We start from the raw sequence: 14,818 nt of genomic DNA, 5'->3' as shown, positions 1-14,818 counted from the left end.
TGCTGAGGATCCGATACCGCGCACCGCAGCGCGCGGGTCGGCCCGGCCGGTGGCCGGCAGCGTCAAGGCGGGCGGGCTGAAGCGTTCGTGTTCAGCGTTTATCGAGCCCGCCAGGGTGTATCGCACATCTGAGGTGGGTTTGGTGTTGATCGGTGCAAGGACGAATGACCCTGCTGTCATTGCCGATTCCAGTGGGCCGCCGCCGGCGTGGAGCAGGACGACGCCGTTCGTGCTGGTCTTCGGCGCGGCGCTGTCGCTGGTACTGATCTTCACGACGGTGGATCCGTGGCTGGACCAGGTGGGATTCCTGGTGGGCGGCTTCGATGTCCACGTCTACCGGGACGGCGCCTGGAAGCTCTACCACGGCCATCCGCTCTACACCGAGACCACGCATCGCGGCCTGTCCTACACCTATACGCCGTTCTCCACGCTGATCTTCCTGCCGATCCTGGCGGTGCCCTGGGAATACGTCACGAATTCCTGGCTGGCGCTGAACATTTGCGTGCTCTACGCGTGTGTCCTGTTGTGCTGGCGCGTACTCGGCTACCGCGTCACCTGGCGGCTCGCCGGGATCAGCGCGCTGGTTGCGGCGACCTGCATGTTCCTGGAGCCGATCCGCACGACGCTGTACTACGGCCAGATCAATCTGGTCCTGATGGCATTGATCCTCTGGGATTTCTCGCGCCCGGAACACAGCCGATCACGGGGCGTCGGCATCGGCGTGGCCGCGGGCATCAAGCTGGTGCCGCTGTATTTCGTGACGCAGTTGCTGGTGCTGCGGCAGTGGCGGGCGGCCGTGGTGGCGGCCACCACCTTCGTCATGACGATCGTCGTCGCGGGCGCCGTCCTCCCCTCGGATTCCAAGCAGTACTGGACCAAGACGTTCTTCCAGTCCGACCGCATAGCCCCGGATACACAGCCCGCCAATCAGTCTCTGCGCGGCGTCGTCGCCCATCTCTCGGGTCATCAAGTGCCGCAATGGCTGTGGCTGCTGATCGCCACCCCGGTCGCCATCGGCGGTCTGCTGCTGGCCGCGGCGCTCCACAACCGCGGCGAGAAGCTGCTCACCGTGACCGTCGCGGGCCTGACCTCCTGCGCGGTCTCCCCGTTCTCCTGGAACCACCACTGGGTGTGGTTCCTGCCGCTGTTCGTGTACCTGGTCCACCGCGCGGCCTCGGACCTTCGCTGGTGGTCGGCAGCGGGTTTCCTCTACCTGGCCACCGGCGCCTGGGCCTACCATTGGACCGATCGCTGGGTGGTGGTCGGCTGGTTCCTGTTCCCCCCGTCGTGGCCGATCGCCCAGATCCTGTTGAACTGCTACGTCATCGTCTACGTGGTCATTGCGGGCGGCCTGATCTACTCCCTCCGGCGCACTCGCGTCACCCCATAGGCAACCGACCGGTCGGCTATCTGGCCGCATCCGTTATGGAAGAGTGTCCGGCGCTATATCCGAAACTGGCTCATAGTGGGAATCCCTCTCGCGCATACCTTTCGCGAGCGAGAACCGAGGAGGACGCCATGACTGAGCCGGTGTGCATCGATTGCTGGCGGCGTGACAACCTCACCTTCGCCCAGCGGCTGGACCCCGCCTACGTCAAGCCGGGGCCGAAGTACCGCTGCGCCATGCACCGGGCGCAGTGCGAGGCGGACGGTAGAGGACCGGAGCGCACCGACCGCGCCGCCTGATCACCCGTGGAAGCGGAGCCGCTCACGGCGCCTGGATGACGAGACCCGTTCGGGCGCTCCGCTTCTCACCCCATTCGTAGAGCGCGGTCAGCACCGGGACCAGACTCCGGCCCTCCTCGGTGAGGTCGTACTCCACCCGCGGCGGGACGGTGGGAAACATCGTGCGCCGCACCAGGCCGTCGGATTCCAGTTCCCGCAACTGCTGGATCAGCATCTTCTCGCTGGTATCCGGCATGAGCCGACGCAGCTCGCCGTACCGGCGCACCCCTTCCTTGAGGTGAGCGAGAATGACCGGCTTCCATTTGCCGCCGATCAGGTCGACGGTCACCTCGACCGGGCAGTAATAGCGCTTCGCGGGCATCTCCCCTCCGGTACTTACCGAAAAGTGCGTTCTTGTAACACTGTAATCAGGGGACTTTCATGAATTCCCATGAAGGTCATTACATTCGATCGATTCAAGCCCGGCGTCACGCTGGAGACCATCACCCCGCATCTGCCCGAGGAAGTCGCCAATGTGTGGCGGCTGTGGAAGGCGGGGATCGTGCGGGAGAACTATGCCCGTGCCGACGAGCCGGGGGTGGTCATCGTGTTCGAGGTGGACAGCGTCGAGGAGGCGCAGCGGTACGTGAACGACTTTCCGCTGACCAAGAAGGGCTTCCTGGAGTGGACCTATGTGCCCGTGACCGCGCCACTGCCGATCGAGGCGCTCATGGACGCCTCGGTGGATGTCGCGGAACCCTACGACCGCACCCGCTGAGGCCGTCATGCGACAAGCCTACGGTCTGACCATTCCCCAGACGGTCGAGGACGCCTGCCATCCGGAGCACATGGCGCTGCTGATCTACGACATGCAGGTCGGCATCGTCGGACAGCTCGCCGACGGTGCGGACATCGTCAAGTCCTGCGTGGAGCTGCGGGATGCCGCTCGGGCGAACGGTTTCCGCGTCTTCTACACCCGGCACCTGTCCATTCCCCCGGCCGCGGCGGGGATCTCGCAATTGCGCACGGCCATGGAGTGGCAGCACGTGGATGATCCGGCCGAGGTGCGGACCGCCTTCGCGCAGGGCTCGCCGCAGTACCAGCTGGTGCCCGAACTGTCACCCGGTCCGGACGAGGTCGTCTTCGACAAGATCACCATGTCGGCCTTCGCCGGGACACCGCTCGATATCGCTCTGCGGGACTTGGGTATCGGGGCCTTCGCCGTCGCGGGCATCGCCATGGAGGTCGGCATCGAGCCCACGGTGCGGCATGCCACCGATCTCGGCTACCTCCCTCTCGTGGTGACCGACGCCTGCGGTGCGGGCCATCCCGAGGCGGCCGAACGCGCACTGGCCACGCTGGCCTTCGCGGGCGGTTCCCGCACCACCGACACGGCCGCTCTCACCGCGCTCATGCATCGCCGCCAACGGGCAGGATCTCCGGTGTAGGACAACGGATGAGCCGGATTCGCCACCATATCCAGCCGCCCGCATTCGGCGATCCGATCCAGCGCGGCATCCGCGATCGTAGTTTTCCGCAGCGCCATCCCCCGCACCATCTTGAGTGACGCCTTGGCGACCAGCCGCCGCGATCGCGTGTGATCCGGCGCATCCCGGGACGGAAACGACATGTTGCCGTCTCACTCCCCGCCCGGGCGAGTGAGACGGCAACATCTGGGGGAATACCCGGATGGCCTTTGATCCGGAGTTTGGGGAGACTGGAGGCTGTGAATCGTCTATCGCCCGAGCAGGTCCGCGCCTCCGGTGAGAGGCTGTGGTGACAGCGCTGGCCCGCGGGGAGAATCGGCCCGCGCCCGCTGACCGGATGACGGTGACCGTAACCTGTTCCAGCGCAGTGGATGTGTCCGCGCTGCTGCTGGGGGCGGATGGACGGGTGCGGTCGGACGGGGACTTCATTTTCTTCAACCAACCGGTCGGTCCCGGTGTGGTGTACCGGCACGGACGCGGGACCGGGGACATGGTGGATGTCCAGACCTCGGCGCTGCCCGCCGAGGTGGAACGGGTCGCCATCACCGCCAGCCTCGACGGCAGCGGGCCCGCCACCTTCGCCGGGGCGGGAACGCTCACCGCCACCGTCGGATCCGCGGCGGGCACACTGACTTTCCCCATGAACGGCCTGACCAGCGAGGCGGCCGTGGTGTGCGTCGAGATCTACCGGCGCGGCGACGGATGGAAAGTACGCGCGGTCGGCCAAGGGTACGACGACGGGCTCGCCGGATTGGCCGCGGCTTTCGGTGTGAATATCGACGACGAACCCGAGCCGCCGGTGCCGGCGCAACCGGCACCCGCACCGACGCTTCCGGCGCACGCCCTCGCGCCACAACCCGCCCAGCAGCCGCTGCCGCAACCCGCGCAATACCCTCCGACGCGACCCAATCCCGCCGCGGCGCAGACACCGTTGCCGCCCGCACTGCCCGCCCAGGGATTCCGGCCGCCGGTACCCGCGCCGCCACCACCGGCCGCACCGCAACAGATACCCACGGCCCCGCGGTCTTTCGCGCCGCCTTCCCATCCGCCCGCGGCCCCGGTCCCGAATAACTACGCACCACAAGGAGCTCCGTCCGTGCAGAGCGAGCTGTTCCATCCGAATCATGCCGAGGTCACCGGTTACGGCATTCAGAAGCAGGGCAGCAAGATGATCCGCGTCGCAGTCGACGGCGAGACCCTGGCCCGGGCCGGATCGATGGTGGCCTACCAGGGAGATCTGCACTTCAAAGCGCTCGGATCCGGCGGCATCGGCCGGGCGATCCAGCATCGGCTCACCGGTGAGGGCGTGCCGCTCATGCAGGTGTCGGGGCGCGGCGATCTGTTCCTGGCCAATGCCGCCTCGGATGTGCACATCGTGGACCTGGACGGCACCGACGGACTGACCATCAATGGCGCGAACGTCCTCGCCTTCGATTCCTCGTTGTCCTACAACATCCAAAGGGTGCAGGGCGCAGCCGGTTTCGCGAGCAACGCGGGCTTCTTCAACTGTGTCTTCAGCGGTCGCGGCCGGATCGCCATCACCACGCACGGCCAGCCCGTGGTTTTGAATGTCGACCAGCCGACCTATGCCGACCCGCAGGCCGCGGTGGCCTGGTCCTCCAGCCTGCAGACCGGGATCAAACGCAATGACTCCTTCGGCTTCGGCCGTCTGATCGGCCGCAGCACCGGCGAGGGCCTGACCCTGTCCTTCTCCGGCCGCGGCTTCGTGATCGTGCAGCCTTCCGAGCTGCCGCCCGGCGGCCTCATCGGCGGCACCGGCGGCGGCCAGGAGGCCGGACAGTCCGGCGGCCTCCTGGGCGGTCTGCTCGGCTGACTCCGGTCAGCGCTCGACGGTGGTCACGAATCGCATCACGCCGTGAGGATGTCCGGCCCGGTTTCACCTCGCAGCCCGAGGCGGTGAGCACGTCCGGTATGGCGCGGCAGGATCACGATCAGCGCAGCGGAAAGATTGTCTGGGACAGAATCCCGCTGCTAGGTTCGATCTGAACGTCTCGTTCGGATGGAGGAGTTTTGCGCACAGTCACCCGGATCCTGCTGACGCTGGTCACACTCGTCTCCGCCCTGGCCCTGCTGGCCTCCCAGGCCACGGCCACCCCCGCCGACCCGAACCTGGACGAGACCACCTCGCGGCAGCTGGACGAGCTCCTCGCCCTGCGCAACTCGATCTCGGGCCCCCGGACCGACGCGATCGCCCAACTCTCCGGCCACTTCCTCGGCACCCCCTACGGCGCGAACATGCTCATCGGCTCCGCCACCCGACCCGAACAGCTGGTCATCGATTTCCGCCGGGTCGACTGCTTCACCTACCTCGACTACGTGGAGGCCCTGAGCCGCTCCACCACCCGCGCGGACTTCATCCAGAACCTGGTCGCCACCCGCTACGCGGACGGCCGGGTCGAGTTCCCGCGGCGCAAGCACTTCTTCACCGACTGGGCCGCGGTCAACCGCGTCGCCGCCACCGATATCACCGCCACCCTCACCCCGGCCGCGGTCACCGTCACCAAGCACCTCAATGCGAAAGGCGATGGCACCACCTACCTCCCGGGCCTCCCGGTGGTCGACCGCGACATCACCTATGTCCCCAGCGGCTCCTTCGACAACGCCGTCATCGGCAATCTCCACACCGGCGACTACCTCGGCGCCTACACCACCGAAGCCGGTCTCGACGTCTCCCACGTAGGCATCTTCATCAGCACCCCGAACGGCCCGATGTTCCGCAACGCCTCCTCCCTGTCCGCAAACGACCAGGTCGTCGACACCCCCCTGACCCGGTACCTCACCACGGTCCCGGGCCTGGTCGTGCTGCGCCCCAACTGATTCGGCCGCGATCAGACCAGATGGACGTCGACGCCCGCGTCGCGAACGGGTACGAGGGCGGACGGGTCGGCGTCACGATCGGTGACCAGGATGTGGATGGAGTCGATCGGGCAGATGCGGGCCAGGGCGGTGCGGCCGAGCTTGTCGGCGGTGGCTACCGCGATCACACGCTGAGCGCGGCGGACCATTTCGGCGTTGATGCCTGCTTCATCCAGATGGCGGCATTGGGCGCCGCCCTCGGCGGAAATGGCGCCGACGCCGAGAATCACGGTGTCCAAGCGTAATTCGGACAGGGCGAGGGCAGCCAGGGGCCCATGCAGTTCGTAGGATTCGCGGCGGGCCAGGCCACCGAGGCAGATGGTGCGAAGGTGGGGGCGGAGGACCAGTTCGGCGGCGATGTTGAGGGCATTGGTGACGATGGTGAGCTCATGGTCCGCCGAGGTGGGGAGGTCGGGGCGAGCGGCCAGGGCTCGGGCCACCGCTGTGGTGGTGGTGCCGCCGTTGAGGGCGACCACTTCGGCCGGATCTATCAGGGCCGCAGCGTGTTCCGCGACGCGTTGTTTGGCTTCGTCGGCGGTGCCGCGGTAGCGGGCGGGGAGGTCGTAGGCGACGGCGGTGGCGACCACGCCGCCGTGGGTGCGGGTGGCGAGGCCCTGGTCGGCCAGGGCGGTGAAGTCGCGGCGAATGGTGGCGGGGGACGCGCCGAGGCGGGCGGCGGTCTCCTCGACCGAGAGTCGGCCGGCCTCGGACAGCAGCTCCAGCAGGCGATTCCAGCGCCGGGAACGGTCGGCGGGAGCGGTCATTTGACGCTGCCGGCGGTGAGGCCGGCGACGAGGCGCTTCTCGATGAGCGCGAAGAGAATCACGACGGGCACGATGCCGACGGTAGAGATGGCGAAGACATATTGCCAAGCCACGTCGTACTGGCCGACGAACTTGGTGAGCGCCACCGACAGCGGCTGATTCTCCGGCGTGGTGAGAATGACCAGGCTGGCGGCGAATTCGTTCCAACAGGACACGAAGGCGAACACGGTGGCGGTGACGATGCCCGGCCATACCAGCGGCAGGCTCACCCGGGTCAGGATCTGCCGGCGGTTGAGCCCGTCCAGCTGCGCGGCCTCCTCCACCTCGACCGGCACCCCGGCGAAGAAGCTGTGCAGGATCCACACCGCGAACGACAGATTGAACGCGCCGTCGACCAGGATCATGGCCGCCCAGGTGTCATTGATGCCGAGGGTGAAGAACTCCCGCAGCAAGCCTGTGACCAGCACGGTCGGTTGCAGCATCTGGGTGATCAGCACCAGACCCAAGAACAACGCCTTGCCCGGAAACCGCCGCCGCGCTGTGTAATACGCGGCCGGAATGGCCACGACCAGCACCAGCAGCGTCCCGAACACCGAAATCACGATGGTGCTGACCAGATTGAACGGCAGCGGCGTCTCCGGCGTGTGCCACACGGTGGCGTAGTTGTCCGGCCGCCACTGCCTCGGCAGATAGGTCGGCGGAATCCTCAGAATCTCCGCGCGCGGCTTCAGCGATCCCAGCACCATCACCGCATACGGCAGTAGGAACACCGCGGCCAGCACCACGCCCACGGCCGTGAGCCCCCACCGCCGCCGCGACCTCATCTCGCTTCCTCACCGACGGGTCGGATCAGCTTCACGTAGATCGCGATGATCAGCAGAATGAGAACGAAGTTCAGCACGCTCATGGCGGCTGCCGTGGCGATTTGCTGATTCTGCCGAATCAGCTTGAAAGTCAGAGTGGTCGTCGTGTCGGCGGAGTAGCCCGCGATGCTGCCCGTCAGCACCTGCAGGATCGGCAGCGAATTGAACGAGTTGATGATGTTGATGACGGTCGCCACCGCCATGGCCGGACGCAGTTGCGGCAGTGTCAGATACAGATAGCGCTGCCGAGAATTCGCGCCGTCCACCCGCCCCGCCTCGTCGATATCCGACGGAATCGATTGCAGCCCGGCCAGAATCGTGTAGGTCGTGAACGGAACGGACACGAACACCGCCACCCCGATGGCCACCAGGAACGCCGGTCCCGGCTCCTTGGTGAACCCGAAACCCCGGTCCAGCACCCCGATATCGACCAGGAAACGATTGGCGATGCCCACATTCGGATCCAGCATGTAGTCGAAGATGGTGGTGGTCATGACCACCGAGGCCGCCCACGGCACCAGGATGGCCAGCCGCACCGCCGTCCGCCCCGGGAAGTCCTTGTTCAGGAACTGCGCCAGTCCCGCCGACAGCACCAGCGTGATCACCACGACCGCCACCACCCACACCACGGTGTGCGCCAGGATCGCGGGCAATTCGTCGATGCCGAACAGCCTGCGGAAGTTGGCGAATCCGGCCGGGCCGCGGTCCTGGCCGTAGGCGCTCAGGTCCCGGGTCGAGGTCCAGAACATGTACCCGGCCGGGAAGGCCACCACCGCGGCTATCAGCACCACCACAGGGCCGATCCACGGCAACGCGCGCAGCGTGGCCGTGGATCGATGGGAGGCGACGCCCCTCAACTCGCCGCCTGCTGAATCTTCTGCAGCACCGAGGCCGGGTCGCTGCCCTGTGCGATCGTGCCCATCTGCTGCCGGATGGCACCCTGTGCTGCGCCCCATTTCGGGTTGTTGCTCGGATAGAACTTGGCCACCGGCAGTGTGGCCGCGAACGCCTTGGTGACCGGATCGTCGGCCAGCGCCGTCGCGCCGCTGGTGGTGACCGGAATGAAATGCTCGCTGCTGACGAACTTGGCGTAGACGGCGGCGGAGTAGAAATAGCTGAGGAACTTCTTGATGGTTGCGGCCTTGTTCCCGTCCTTCTTGAACGCCATCAGGTGGTCGGCCACCCCCAGCGTGGACGGCTCGCCGGTCTTGGTCGGCGAAGGCGCGGTGCCGTACTTCAAACCCGGGTTCTTGGCGGCGATCTGCGAGATGGTCGGCGGCAGCCCCTCGATCATGCCGATCTTGCCCTGGATGAACGCGTTGATGACGTCGAGCCGGTTGGTGGCGCCCGGATTCGGCTCGGTCACACCGGCATCCACGATGGCCTTCATGGCGCGCACGCCCTCGAGGTTCTGCGGCGTGTCGACAGTGATCTTGTCCCCGTCGGACCAGTTGCCACCCGCGCCGAAGGTCCAGATGGAAGTCTCGCCCTGGGACTCCTCGCTGCCCAGCGGCAGCCCGTATCCGGAGACGCCGCCGAGGGCCTGGATCTTCTTGGCGTCGTCGGTCAGCTCGGCCCAGGTCTTGGGCGGTTCGCCGATACCCGCCTTGGCGAACAAGTCGGTGTTGTAGAACAGCGTGCGGGTGGAAGCGAACAGCGGTAGCGCCCACTGGGTTCCGCTGATGGAGGCGTTCTCGGCGAACCCGGGCTGGATATCGCCGATCACGGCGGCGTCCACGATGTCGGTGGCCGGATACAGCTGGCCGTCGGTGGCGAAGGTCGAATAGGCGTCGATATTCAGGATGTCGGGCGTGGTGCCCTTGGACTGCAACTTGGTGCGCACGACGTCATTGATCGAATCCCACGACTCCATCGAGAGTTTGACCTTGACGTCTGGATTCGCCTTCTCGAAGTCGGCGATGATGGCGTCCCATGCGGACCTGGTCCCGTCGCTGTAGGTCGGCGCGAGGAAGGTGAGCGTGTTCGGGTCCGAGTCGTCGGACTTGCTCCCACCGAAGCCGCAGGAGGACACCGTCAGCACCAGGCCGGTCAGCAGGGCCATCGAGGAAAGCGCGCCGCGCAGTGGACGTTTCACGACAAGGGCTCCTCAATCTGCACACCCCGCGACGCGAATCGCGGATGATGAAGAGAACGATTCGGTATGTCCGAATCTAACGCGGACTCTGCTCGAATGTGATTGTTTGACCGGGAAAATTGACACGAACGATCACCGGGTTGATCCTGGGTACGTGCTGCCCGAGGCCGATCGAATCTCCATTCCCGCAAGCCATCTGGCCGCCGAAGTGGCCACCCAGCCCGATGACTGGGCTCGTGCCGAGGCCACCGCCGCCGCCCACCGCCACCTGCTGCCGGTCTCGGGTGAACGGGTTGCCGTCCTCGGTTGCGGCACCTCGCTGTTCATGGCCCGCGCCTTCGCCGCACTCCGCGAATCCGACGGGCAGGGGCTCACCGACGCCTGGCCCGCGGGCGAACCGCGGCTCGCCCGCTCCTACGACCGCTACCTGGTGATCTGCCGCTCCGGCACCACCACCGAGGTACTGGACGCCATATCCACCCTGCCCGAGGACATTCCGCGCACGGTGCTCTGCTCCAGCGCCGGAACGCCGGTCCTGGATCTGGCCGATCCGATCCTGCTCGACGAGGTGGACGAGCACTCGGTGATCCAAACGCGTTTCGCCACAACGACGCTGGCCCTGCTGCGCTGGCATCTCGGCGAGGATCTGCGCCCGGTGGTCGGGCAGGCCCGGGTCGCGCTGGCCGAGAACGCCGCCGAGACGCTGGCGAATGTCCGGCATGCCGAACAGATCAGTTTCGTGGGAATGGGTTTCGCCGCCGCGCTCGCCGACGAGGCCGCGCTGAAGCTGCGCGAGTCCTGCCGCTTCTGGACCGAGTCCTACCTGGCCACCGAGTACCGGCACGGGCCGATCAGCATTGCCGAGCCCGGTCGGGCGGTCTGGGCGCTGGGTCCGCTCCCGCCCGGCCTCACCGACGACCTTCGCGCCACCGGAGCGCATATCGAGCATCGCGGCGTCGATCCCATGGCCGAGCTGGTCCGCGTGCACCGGCTGTGTGCGCTGCGGGCCGCCGACCTGGGATTGGACCCCGATCACCCACGCAACCTCGCGCGATCGGTCATCCTGAGCTGATGGGTGTGCCGTGATGGCTGACGCAGCAACGGATCTGGTGCTCGCCGTGGACGTCGGCGGCGGCACCACCAAGGGCGAGATCACCGACGCGAGCGGGGCCGTATTGTGCGCGGCGACCGTCGGGACACCGCACGGCGAGACCGCCTTCGACGCGATCGAACGACTCGGCGGCGACCTGCTGGCGACGCTGCCGCCGCCCGAGCGGGCCCGGGTGGTCCGGGCCGCGGTCATCCTGCCCGGCCTGGTCGATTCCGAGCGCGGCATCGCCGTCTTCAGCAGCAATCTCGGCTGGCGGAATACGAAGGTGGGAGCTCGTTTCGCCGACGGCTGGAGCCTGCCGGTGCTCATCGATCACGATGTGACCGTGGCGGGCTGGGCCGAATGGCGCTACGGCGCGGGCCGAGGACTCGACGATGTCTGCGTCCTGATCCTCGGTACCGGTATCAGCGGCACCCTGTCGGTGGGCGGGCGGCTGGTGCGCGCCCCCCGGTCGACGGGGGCCGCCCAGGCCGGGGAGTACGGCCACATCCCGGTGCGCCACCGCGACGGCCTGCCCTGCCCGTGCGGCAATACCGGCTGCGTGGAGACGGTCGCGTCGGGACCGGCCATCACTCGTGCCTACACCACGCGCACCGGCCACGAAATCGCCGGCGCGGAGGATGTTTTCGCCGCCCTCGACACCGATCCCGAAGCCAGAGCGGTGGTGGACGATGCCGTCGCGGCCCTGGCCGAGAGCCTGCTCGGCGTCCTGCACGCGAGCTGCCCGGAACTGATCGTCCTCGGCGGTGGCCTGGCCCGTGCCGGCGCCGTCCTCAGCGAGGGCCTGCACGCCCGCCTGACCGCGCTGCTCCGCGTGGTCCCGGTCCCCCGGGTCACGCTGGGCGAGTTCGGTATTCGCGCCGGGCTGATCGGCGCCGCCCACCTGGCCCGGACGGGGTCATTGCGGTGAGCGGCCGGCGTGGGCTCGACGTGCGCGGCCGGGTGGTGACCCGGGCGGGCGTGCTGGAGGACGGCGTGGTCACCGTGCGCGGCGAGCGGGTGGCCGCGGTGCGGCCGGCCACAGAATGGGCCACGACCCATCGCGAACTGCCGCCGGAGTACTCGGGCACCATCATCCCCGGATTGGTGGACATCCACACTCACGGCGGTTTCGGGCACCGCTTCGACACCGAGGATCCGGCGGAGGCGCGCGCGGCAGCCGCCTTCCACCACCGGCAGGGCTCGACCAGCGTGCTCGCCGCAATCGTGACGGCCGCACCCGACACCATGGTCGCCCAGACGAGCGTGCTGCGGACCCTCGCCGCCGACGGGACGATAGCCGGGATCCACATCGAGGGTCCGTTTCTATCCCGGACCCGTTGCGGCGCACACGATCTCAGATATCTCACCGATCCGGATCCAGACCTCATCGACCGGCTGCTCCGCGCCGCCGACGGACAGCTGCGGGTCATGACGCTGGCCCCGGAACGCACCGGATTCGACACCGCCGCTAAACAATTGGCCGATAGCGGCGTGGTGGTGGCCGTCGGGCACAGCGATTCGAGTTTCGCCTGCTTCCGCGCGGCGCTGAGTCCGCAAGGATGCGGCACCCTGGTCACCCATCTCGCCAACGGCATGCCGCCACTGCATCATCGCGCGTCCGGTCCGGTGGCGGCGGGCCTGGTCGCGGCGGCGCAGCGGCAGGCCTTCGTGGAGGTCATCGGGGATGGCGTGCACGTCGATTCCGGTTTCGGCGCACTGGTTTTCGCCACCGCTCTCGACCGCGTCGCGCTGGTCACCGACGCCATGCAGGCCGCCGGCATGCCGGACGGGCAGTATCAGCTGGGTCCGCGTCCGGTGACCGTGACCGAGGGCGTGGCCCGGGTCGCGGACGGCTCCCTGGCGGGCGGCACCGCGACGCTGCTGCACTGCCTGCGCTGGGCGGTGCGGCAATGCGGTGTCCCCCTGCCCGATGCGATCGCGGCGGTCACCGCGACACCCGCGGACGCGGCCGGTCTGGACGAGGTCGGCGACCTGCGGCCGGGCATGTACGCCGACGCCGTGGTGCTCGATGAGGACCTGGGCCTGCGCCGGGTGCTGCGTCGCGGACGGTGGCTGGCGTGATCCTCACCGTGACCATGAACCCGGCCTACGACCTGACCTACCGTCTCGAACGCCTCGAACGCGGCCGCGCTCAACGCGTGCTGTCGGTGGAGCAACGCCTGGGCGGCAAGGGCATCAATGTCACCCGTATCCTGTGCCAGCTCGGAAGCTTCGTCCACGCCACGGGATTCGCCGACCACACCTTCGCCGCGGCGGCCGCCGCGGAGTTTCCGGCCGACTTCGTGCCCGCCCTGCCCCGGGTCCGCCGTACCGTGGTGATCAGCGAGTCCCGCGACGGCACCGCCACCGGACTGTGGGAGCCGGGCGCGTACGTGCACGAACCGCACGCCGTGGACCGCTTGCTGGATCGCATCGCCTTCCTGCTGCCCGAGCTGCGCGGAGTGGTGGTGTCCGGATCGCTGCCCGGCGGCGTCGACGACGCGGTGCCCGCCGAGCTCGCCCGCATCGCGGTGGCGGCGGGCGTGCCGACCGTGTGCGATGTCGACGGTCCCGCGCTGAAACGCGCCGCCACGATTGCGGACATTGTCCTCATGCCCAATCAGGATGAGCTGGAACGCCTCACCGGAGTGGTCGCCGAGACGCCGCAGGCCGTGGCCGCCGCCGCCCGACCGCTGCTGAAGGCTGGGGTCCGCGCCGTGGTCGCCACGCGCGGCCGCGCGGGAATGGTCGCCGCGACCGCGTCCGGAGCCTGGTCGGCCTGGCTTCCCGAACCCCTGGCGGGCAACCCGACCGGCGCGGGCGATGCCGCCGCGGCCGCCGTGATCCGTACGCTGGCGGCCACCGACGAGATCGACTGGCCCGCCCTGCTGATCGACGCCGTCGCGACATCGGCGGCGGCCGTGGTGATGCCGGTGGCGGGCGAGATCGACCTGCCCCTGCGCGACCGTCTGACCCCCGCCGTCCAGGTCACCGCGCTGGCCCGGGAGCCCCGGCCATGACAGCGGTCCCGATGCCCGATCTGGTCGCGGCCGCCCAGCCCGGCGGCCTGGGCGCGTTCAATGTCATCACCCTCGAGCACGCCGAGGCCATCGTGGCCGCCGCCGAGTCGGCGAATCGTCCGGCGGTACTCCAGATTTCGGAGAACACCGTCCGCTACCACGGCGGCCTGAAGCCGCTGGCCCGCGCCTGCCTGCACCTGGCGGCCGACAGCCCCGCCGCGCTGGCCGTCCATCTCGACCACGCCACGTCCCGCGAATTGATTACGGAGGCAGTGGATATCGGCATCACGTCGGTCATGTACGACGGCTCCGCCCTCGACTACGCCGCCAATGTCGAGGCCACCGCCGCCGTCGCGCGCTGGTGCCACGACCGCGGCGCGCACATCGAAGCCGAGCTCGGCGCGATCGGCGGCAAGAACGGCGCGCACACCCCGGGCGTCCGCACCGATCCGGACGAGGCGGTCGCCTTCGTCTCGGCCACCGGCGTGGACGCTCTGGCCGTGGCCGTCGGCTCCGCCCATGCCATGCACACTCGCGATGCTCTCCTGGACGACGGCCTGATCGCCGCCCTGGCCGCGAAACTCCCGGTCCCGCTGGTGCTGCACGGCTCCTCGGGCGTCTCCGACCCCGGTCTGCGCGCGGCCGTCCGGCACGGCATGGCGAAGATCAATATCGCCACCCGGCTGAACATCGTGCTCGCAGATGCCGTCCGGTCGGTCCTGGTCGAGCACCCGAGCCTGTCCGACCCACGCCGATACCTCGGACCCGGGCGGTCCGCGGTCCAGCATGAGGTCGAGCACTTTCTCCGGGTCCTGTCCACGAGCTGACCGCGGTGAGGCAGCCGCGCCATCCCCCGAACGGGGGACGGCGTGTCCCGCGCGGGCGTGATGATCGGGCTCCGGAACTGTCCTACGCTGCCCGGTAATCGCCACATTCGGCAGTAGGAGGCCCCTT

At 68.3% G+C, this 14,818-nt stretch carries 16 protein-coding genes; 11 read left to right on the top strand and 5 right to left on the bottom strand.

Annotated elements, in window-relative coordinates:
* Positions 1-229 precede the first annotated feature (229 nt).
* Together GLP40_RS25070 and GLP40_RS25065 are read left to right on the top strand one after the other, a co-directional pair.
* On the top strand, positions 230-1,390 hold the full coding sequence (locus GLP40_RS25070; RefSeq protein WP_328290628.1) for a glycosyltransferase 87 family protein: 1,161 nt from the start codon (positions 230-232) through the stop codon (positions 1,388-1,390).
* A 128-nt stretch (positions 1,391-1,518) separates the two neighbouring features.
* Positions 1,519-1,686, top strand: coding sequence for a hypothetical protein (locus GLP40_RS25065; RefSeq protein WP_154790446.1), 168 nt, complete (start codon positions 1,519-1,521; stop codon positions 1,684-1,686).
* A 22-nt stretch (positions 1,687-1,708) separates the two neighbouring features.
* On the opposite strand, the gene GLP40_RS25060 is transcribed toward GLP40_RS25065, so the two are convergent.
* The gene (locus tag GLP40_RS25060; protein ID WP_154790445.1) at positions 1,709-2,047 is read right to left on the bottom strand and encodes a winged helix-turn-helix transcriptional regulator; all 339 of its coding nucleotides are present in this window, start codon (positions 2,045-2,047) and stop codon (positions 1,709-1,711) included.
* 69 nt (positions 2,048-2,116) lie between these two features.
* Here GLP40_RS25060 and GLP40_RS25055 point away from each other — a divergent pair, with 69 nt between their 5' ends.
* The 4 genes from GLP40_RS25055 to GLP40_RS25040 all read left to right on the top strand — a co-directional run bounded on the left by GLP40_RS25055 (position 2,117) and on the right by GLP40_RS25040 (position 5,990).
* Positions 2,117-2,443: a YciI family protein gene (locus GLP40_RS25055; RefSeq protein WP_154790444.1), complete on the top strand. Its 327-nt coding sequence runs from the start codon at positions 2,117-2,119 to the stop codon at positions 2,441-2,443.
* A gap of 7 nt (positions 2,444-2,450) precedes the next feature.
* The gene (locus GLP40_RS25050; RefSeq protein ID WP_154790443.1) at positions 2,451-3,113 is read left to right on the top strand and encodes a cysteine hydrolase family protein; all 663 of its coding nucleotides are present in this window, start codon (positions 2,451-2,453) and stop codon (positions 3,111-3,113) included.
* Between the two features lie 376 nt (positions 3,114-3,489).
* The gene (locus GLP40_RS25045) at positions 3,490-4,986 is read left to right on the top strand and encodes an AIM24 family protein (protein ID WP_154790442.1); all 1,497 of its coding nucleotides are present in this window, start codon (positions 3,490-3,492) and stop codon (positions 4,984-4,986) included.
* Between the two features lie 197 nt (positions 4,987-5,183).
* Entirely contained in the window at positions 5,184-5,990 is an 807-nt protein-coding gene (locus GLP40_RS25040) for a DUF1460 domain-containing protein (protein WP_154790441.1), read from the top strand.
* Positions 5,991-6,001: 11 nt separating this feature from the next.
* Here GLP40_RS25040 and GLP40_RS25035 read toward each other — a convergent pair whose 3' ends face one another.
* From GLP40_RS25035 to GLP40_RS25020, 4 genes are read right to left on the bottom strand one after another with little or no spacing between them, the layout of a single operon-like run.
* Positions 6,002-6,793 carry a DeoR/GlpR family DNA-binding transcription regulator gene (locus GLP40_RS25035; protein WP_154790440.1) on the bottom strand — a complete coding sequence of 264 codons (792 nt, stop codon included), beginning with the start codon at positions 6,791-6,793 and terminating at the stop codon, positions 6,002-6,004.
* Positions 6,790-7,617: a carbohydrate ABC transporter permease gene (locus tag GLP40_RS25030; RefSeq protein ID WP_154790439.1), complete on the bottom strand. Its 828-nt coding sequence runs from the start codon at positions 7,615-7,617 to the stop codon at positions 6,790-6,792. Before GLP40_RS25030 ends, GLP40_RS25035 begins: the two co-directional genes overlap by 4 nt.
* Complete coding sequence (locus GLP40_RS25025; protein WP_328290627.1) at positions 7,614-8,450, bottom strand: carbohydrate ABC transporter permease; 837 nt, start codon at positions 8,448-8,450, stop codon at positions 7,614-7,616. The genes GLP40_RS25030 and GLP40_RS25025 overlap by 4 nt, the downstream gene beginning before the upstream one ends.
* 59 nt (positions 8,451-8,509) lie before the next feature.
* The gene (locus GLP40_RS25020; protein WP_328290626.1) at positions 8,510-9,751 is read right to left on the bottom strand and encodes an extracellular solute-binding protein; all 1,242 of its coding nucleotides are present in this window, start codon (positions 9,749-9,751) and stop codon (positions 8,510-8,512) included.
* A gap of 154 nt (positions 9,752-9,905) precedes the next feature.
* Between GLP40_RS25020 and GLP40_RS25015 the strand changes: the two genes are divergently transcribed.
* The 5 genes from GLP40_RS25015 to GLP40_RS24995 are packed head-to-tail and all read left to right on the top strand — an operon-like array spanning position 9,906 to position 14,691.
* Positions 9,906-10,823, top strand: a complete 918-nt coding sequence (locus GLP40_RS25015) for an SIS domain-containing protein (RefSeq protein WP_328290625.1) — start codon at positions 9,906-9,908, stop codon at positions 10,821-10,823.
* Positions 10,824-10,836: 13 nt separating this feature from the next.
* Positions 10,837-11,772, top strand: coding sequence for an ROK family protein (locus tag GLP40_RS25010; RefSeq protein ID WP_154790437.1), 936 nt, complete (start codon positions 10,837-10,839; stop codon positions 11,770-11,772).
* Positions 11,769-12,926, top strand: coding sequence for an N-acetylglucosamine-6-phosphate deacetylase (locus GLP40_RS25005; protein WP_328290624.1), 1,158 nt, complete (start codon positions 11,769-11,771; stop codon positions 12,924-12,926). Before GLP40_RS25010 ends, GLP40_RS25005 begins: the two co-directional genes overlap by 4 nt.
* Positions 12,923-13,864 carry a 1-phosphofructokinase family hexose kinase gene (locus GLP40_RS25000; RefSeq protein ID WP_328290623.1) on the top strand — a complete coding sequence of 314 codons (942 nt, stop codon included), beginning with the start codon at positions 12,923-12,925 and terminating at the stop codon, positions 13,862-13,864. The genes GLP40_RS25005 and GLP40_RS25000 overlap by 4 nt, the downstream gene beginning before the upstream one ends.
* Positions 13,861-14,691: a class II fructose-bisphosphate aldolase gene (locus GLP40_RS24995; RefSeq protein WP_154790436.1), complete on the top strand. Its 831-nt coding sequence runs from the start codon at positions 13,861-13,863 to the stop codon at positions 14,689-14,691. The genes GLP40_RS25000 and GLP40_RS24995 overlap by 4 nt, the downstream gene beginning before the upstream one ends.
* Positions 14,692-14,818: the final 127 nt, after the last annotated feature.

The organism is Nocardia aurantiaca, assembly GCF_009708175.1.
GTDB classification, from domain to species: domain Bacteria; phylum Actinomycetota; class Actinomycetes; order Mycobacteriales; family Mycobacteriaceae; genus Nocardia; species Nocardia aurantiaca.
Note: the sequence above shows the minus strand (reverse complement) of the source record. Positions and strands in the feature narration are given on the sequence as shown.

What these genes read in the sequence shown, in the direction of transcription:
- GLP40_RS25065 (WP_154790446.1), top strand. Translation starts at nt 1,519, where the DNA reads ATGACTGAGCCGGTGTGCATCGATTGCTGGCGGCGTGACAACCTCACC.
- GLP40_RS25060 (WP_154790445.1), bottom strand. Translation starts at nt 2,047, where the DNA reads ATGCCCGCGAAGCGCTATTACTGCCCGGTCGAGGTGACCGTCGACCTG.
- GLP40_RS25055 (WP_154790444.1), top strand. Translation starts at nt 2,117, where the DNA reads ATGAAGGTCATTACATTCGATCGATTCAAGCCCGGCGTCACGCTGGAG.
- GLP40_RS25050 (WP_154790443.1), top strand. Translation starts at nt 2,451, where the DNA reads ATGCGACAAGCCTACGGTCTGACCATTCCCCAGACGGTCGAGGACGCC.
- GLP40_RS25045 (WP_154790442.1), top strand. Translation starts at nt 3,490, where the DNA reads ATGACGGTGACCGTAACCTGTTCCAGCGCAGTGGATGTGTCCGCGCTG.
- GLP40_RS25035 (WP_154790440.1), bottom strand. Translation starts at nt 6,793, where the DNA reads ATGACCGCTCCCGCCGACCGTTCCCGGCGCTGGAATCGCCTGCTGGAG.
- GLP40_RS25030 (WP_154790439.1), bottom strand. Translation starts at nt 7,617, where the DNA reads ATGAGGTCGCGGCGGCGGTGGGGGCTCACGGCCGTGGGCGTGGTGCTG.
- GLP40_RS25010 (WP_154790437.1), top strand. Translation starts at nt 10,837, where the DNA reads ATGGCTGACGCAGCAACGGATCTGGTGCTCGCCGTGGACGTCGGCGGC.
- GLP40_RS24995 (WP_154790436.1), top strand. Translation starts at nt 13,861, where the DNA reads ATGACAGCGGTCCCGATGCCCGATCTGGTCGCGGCCGCCCAGCCCGGC.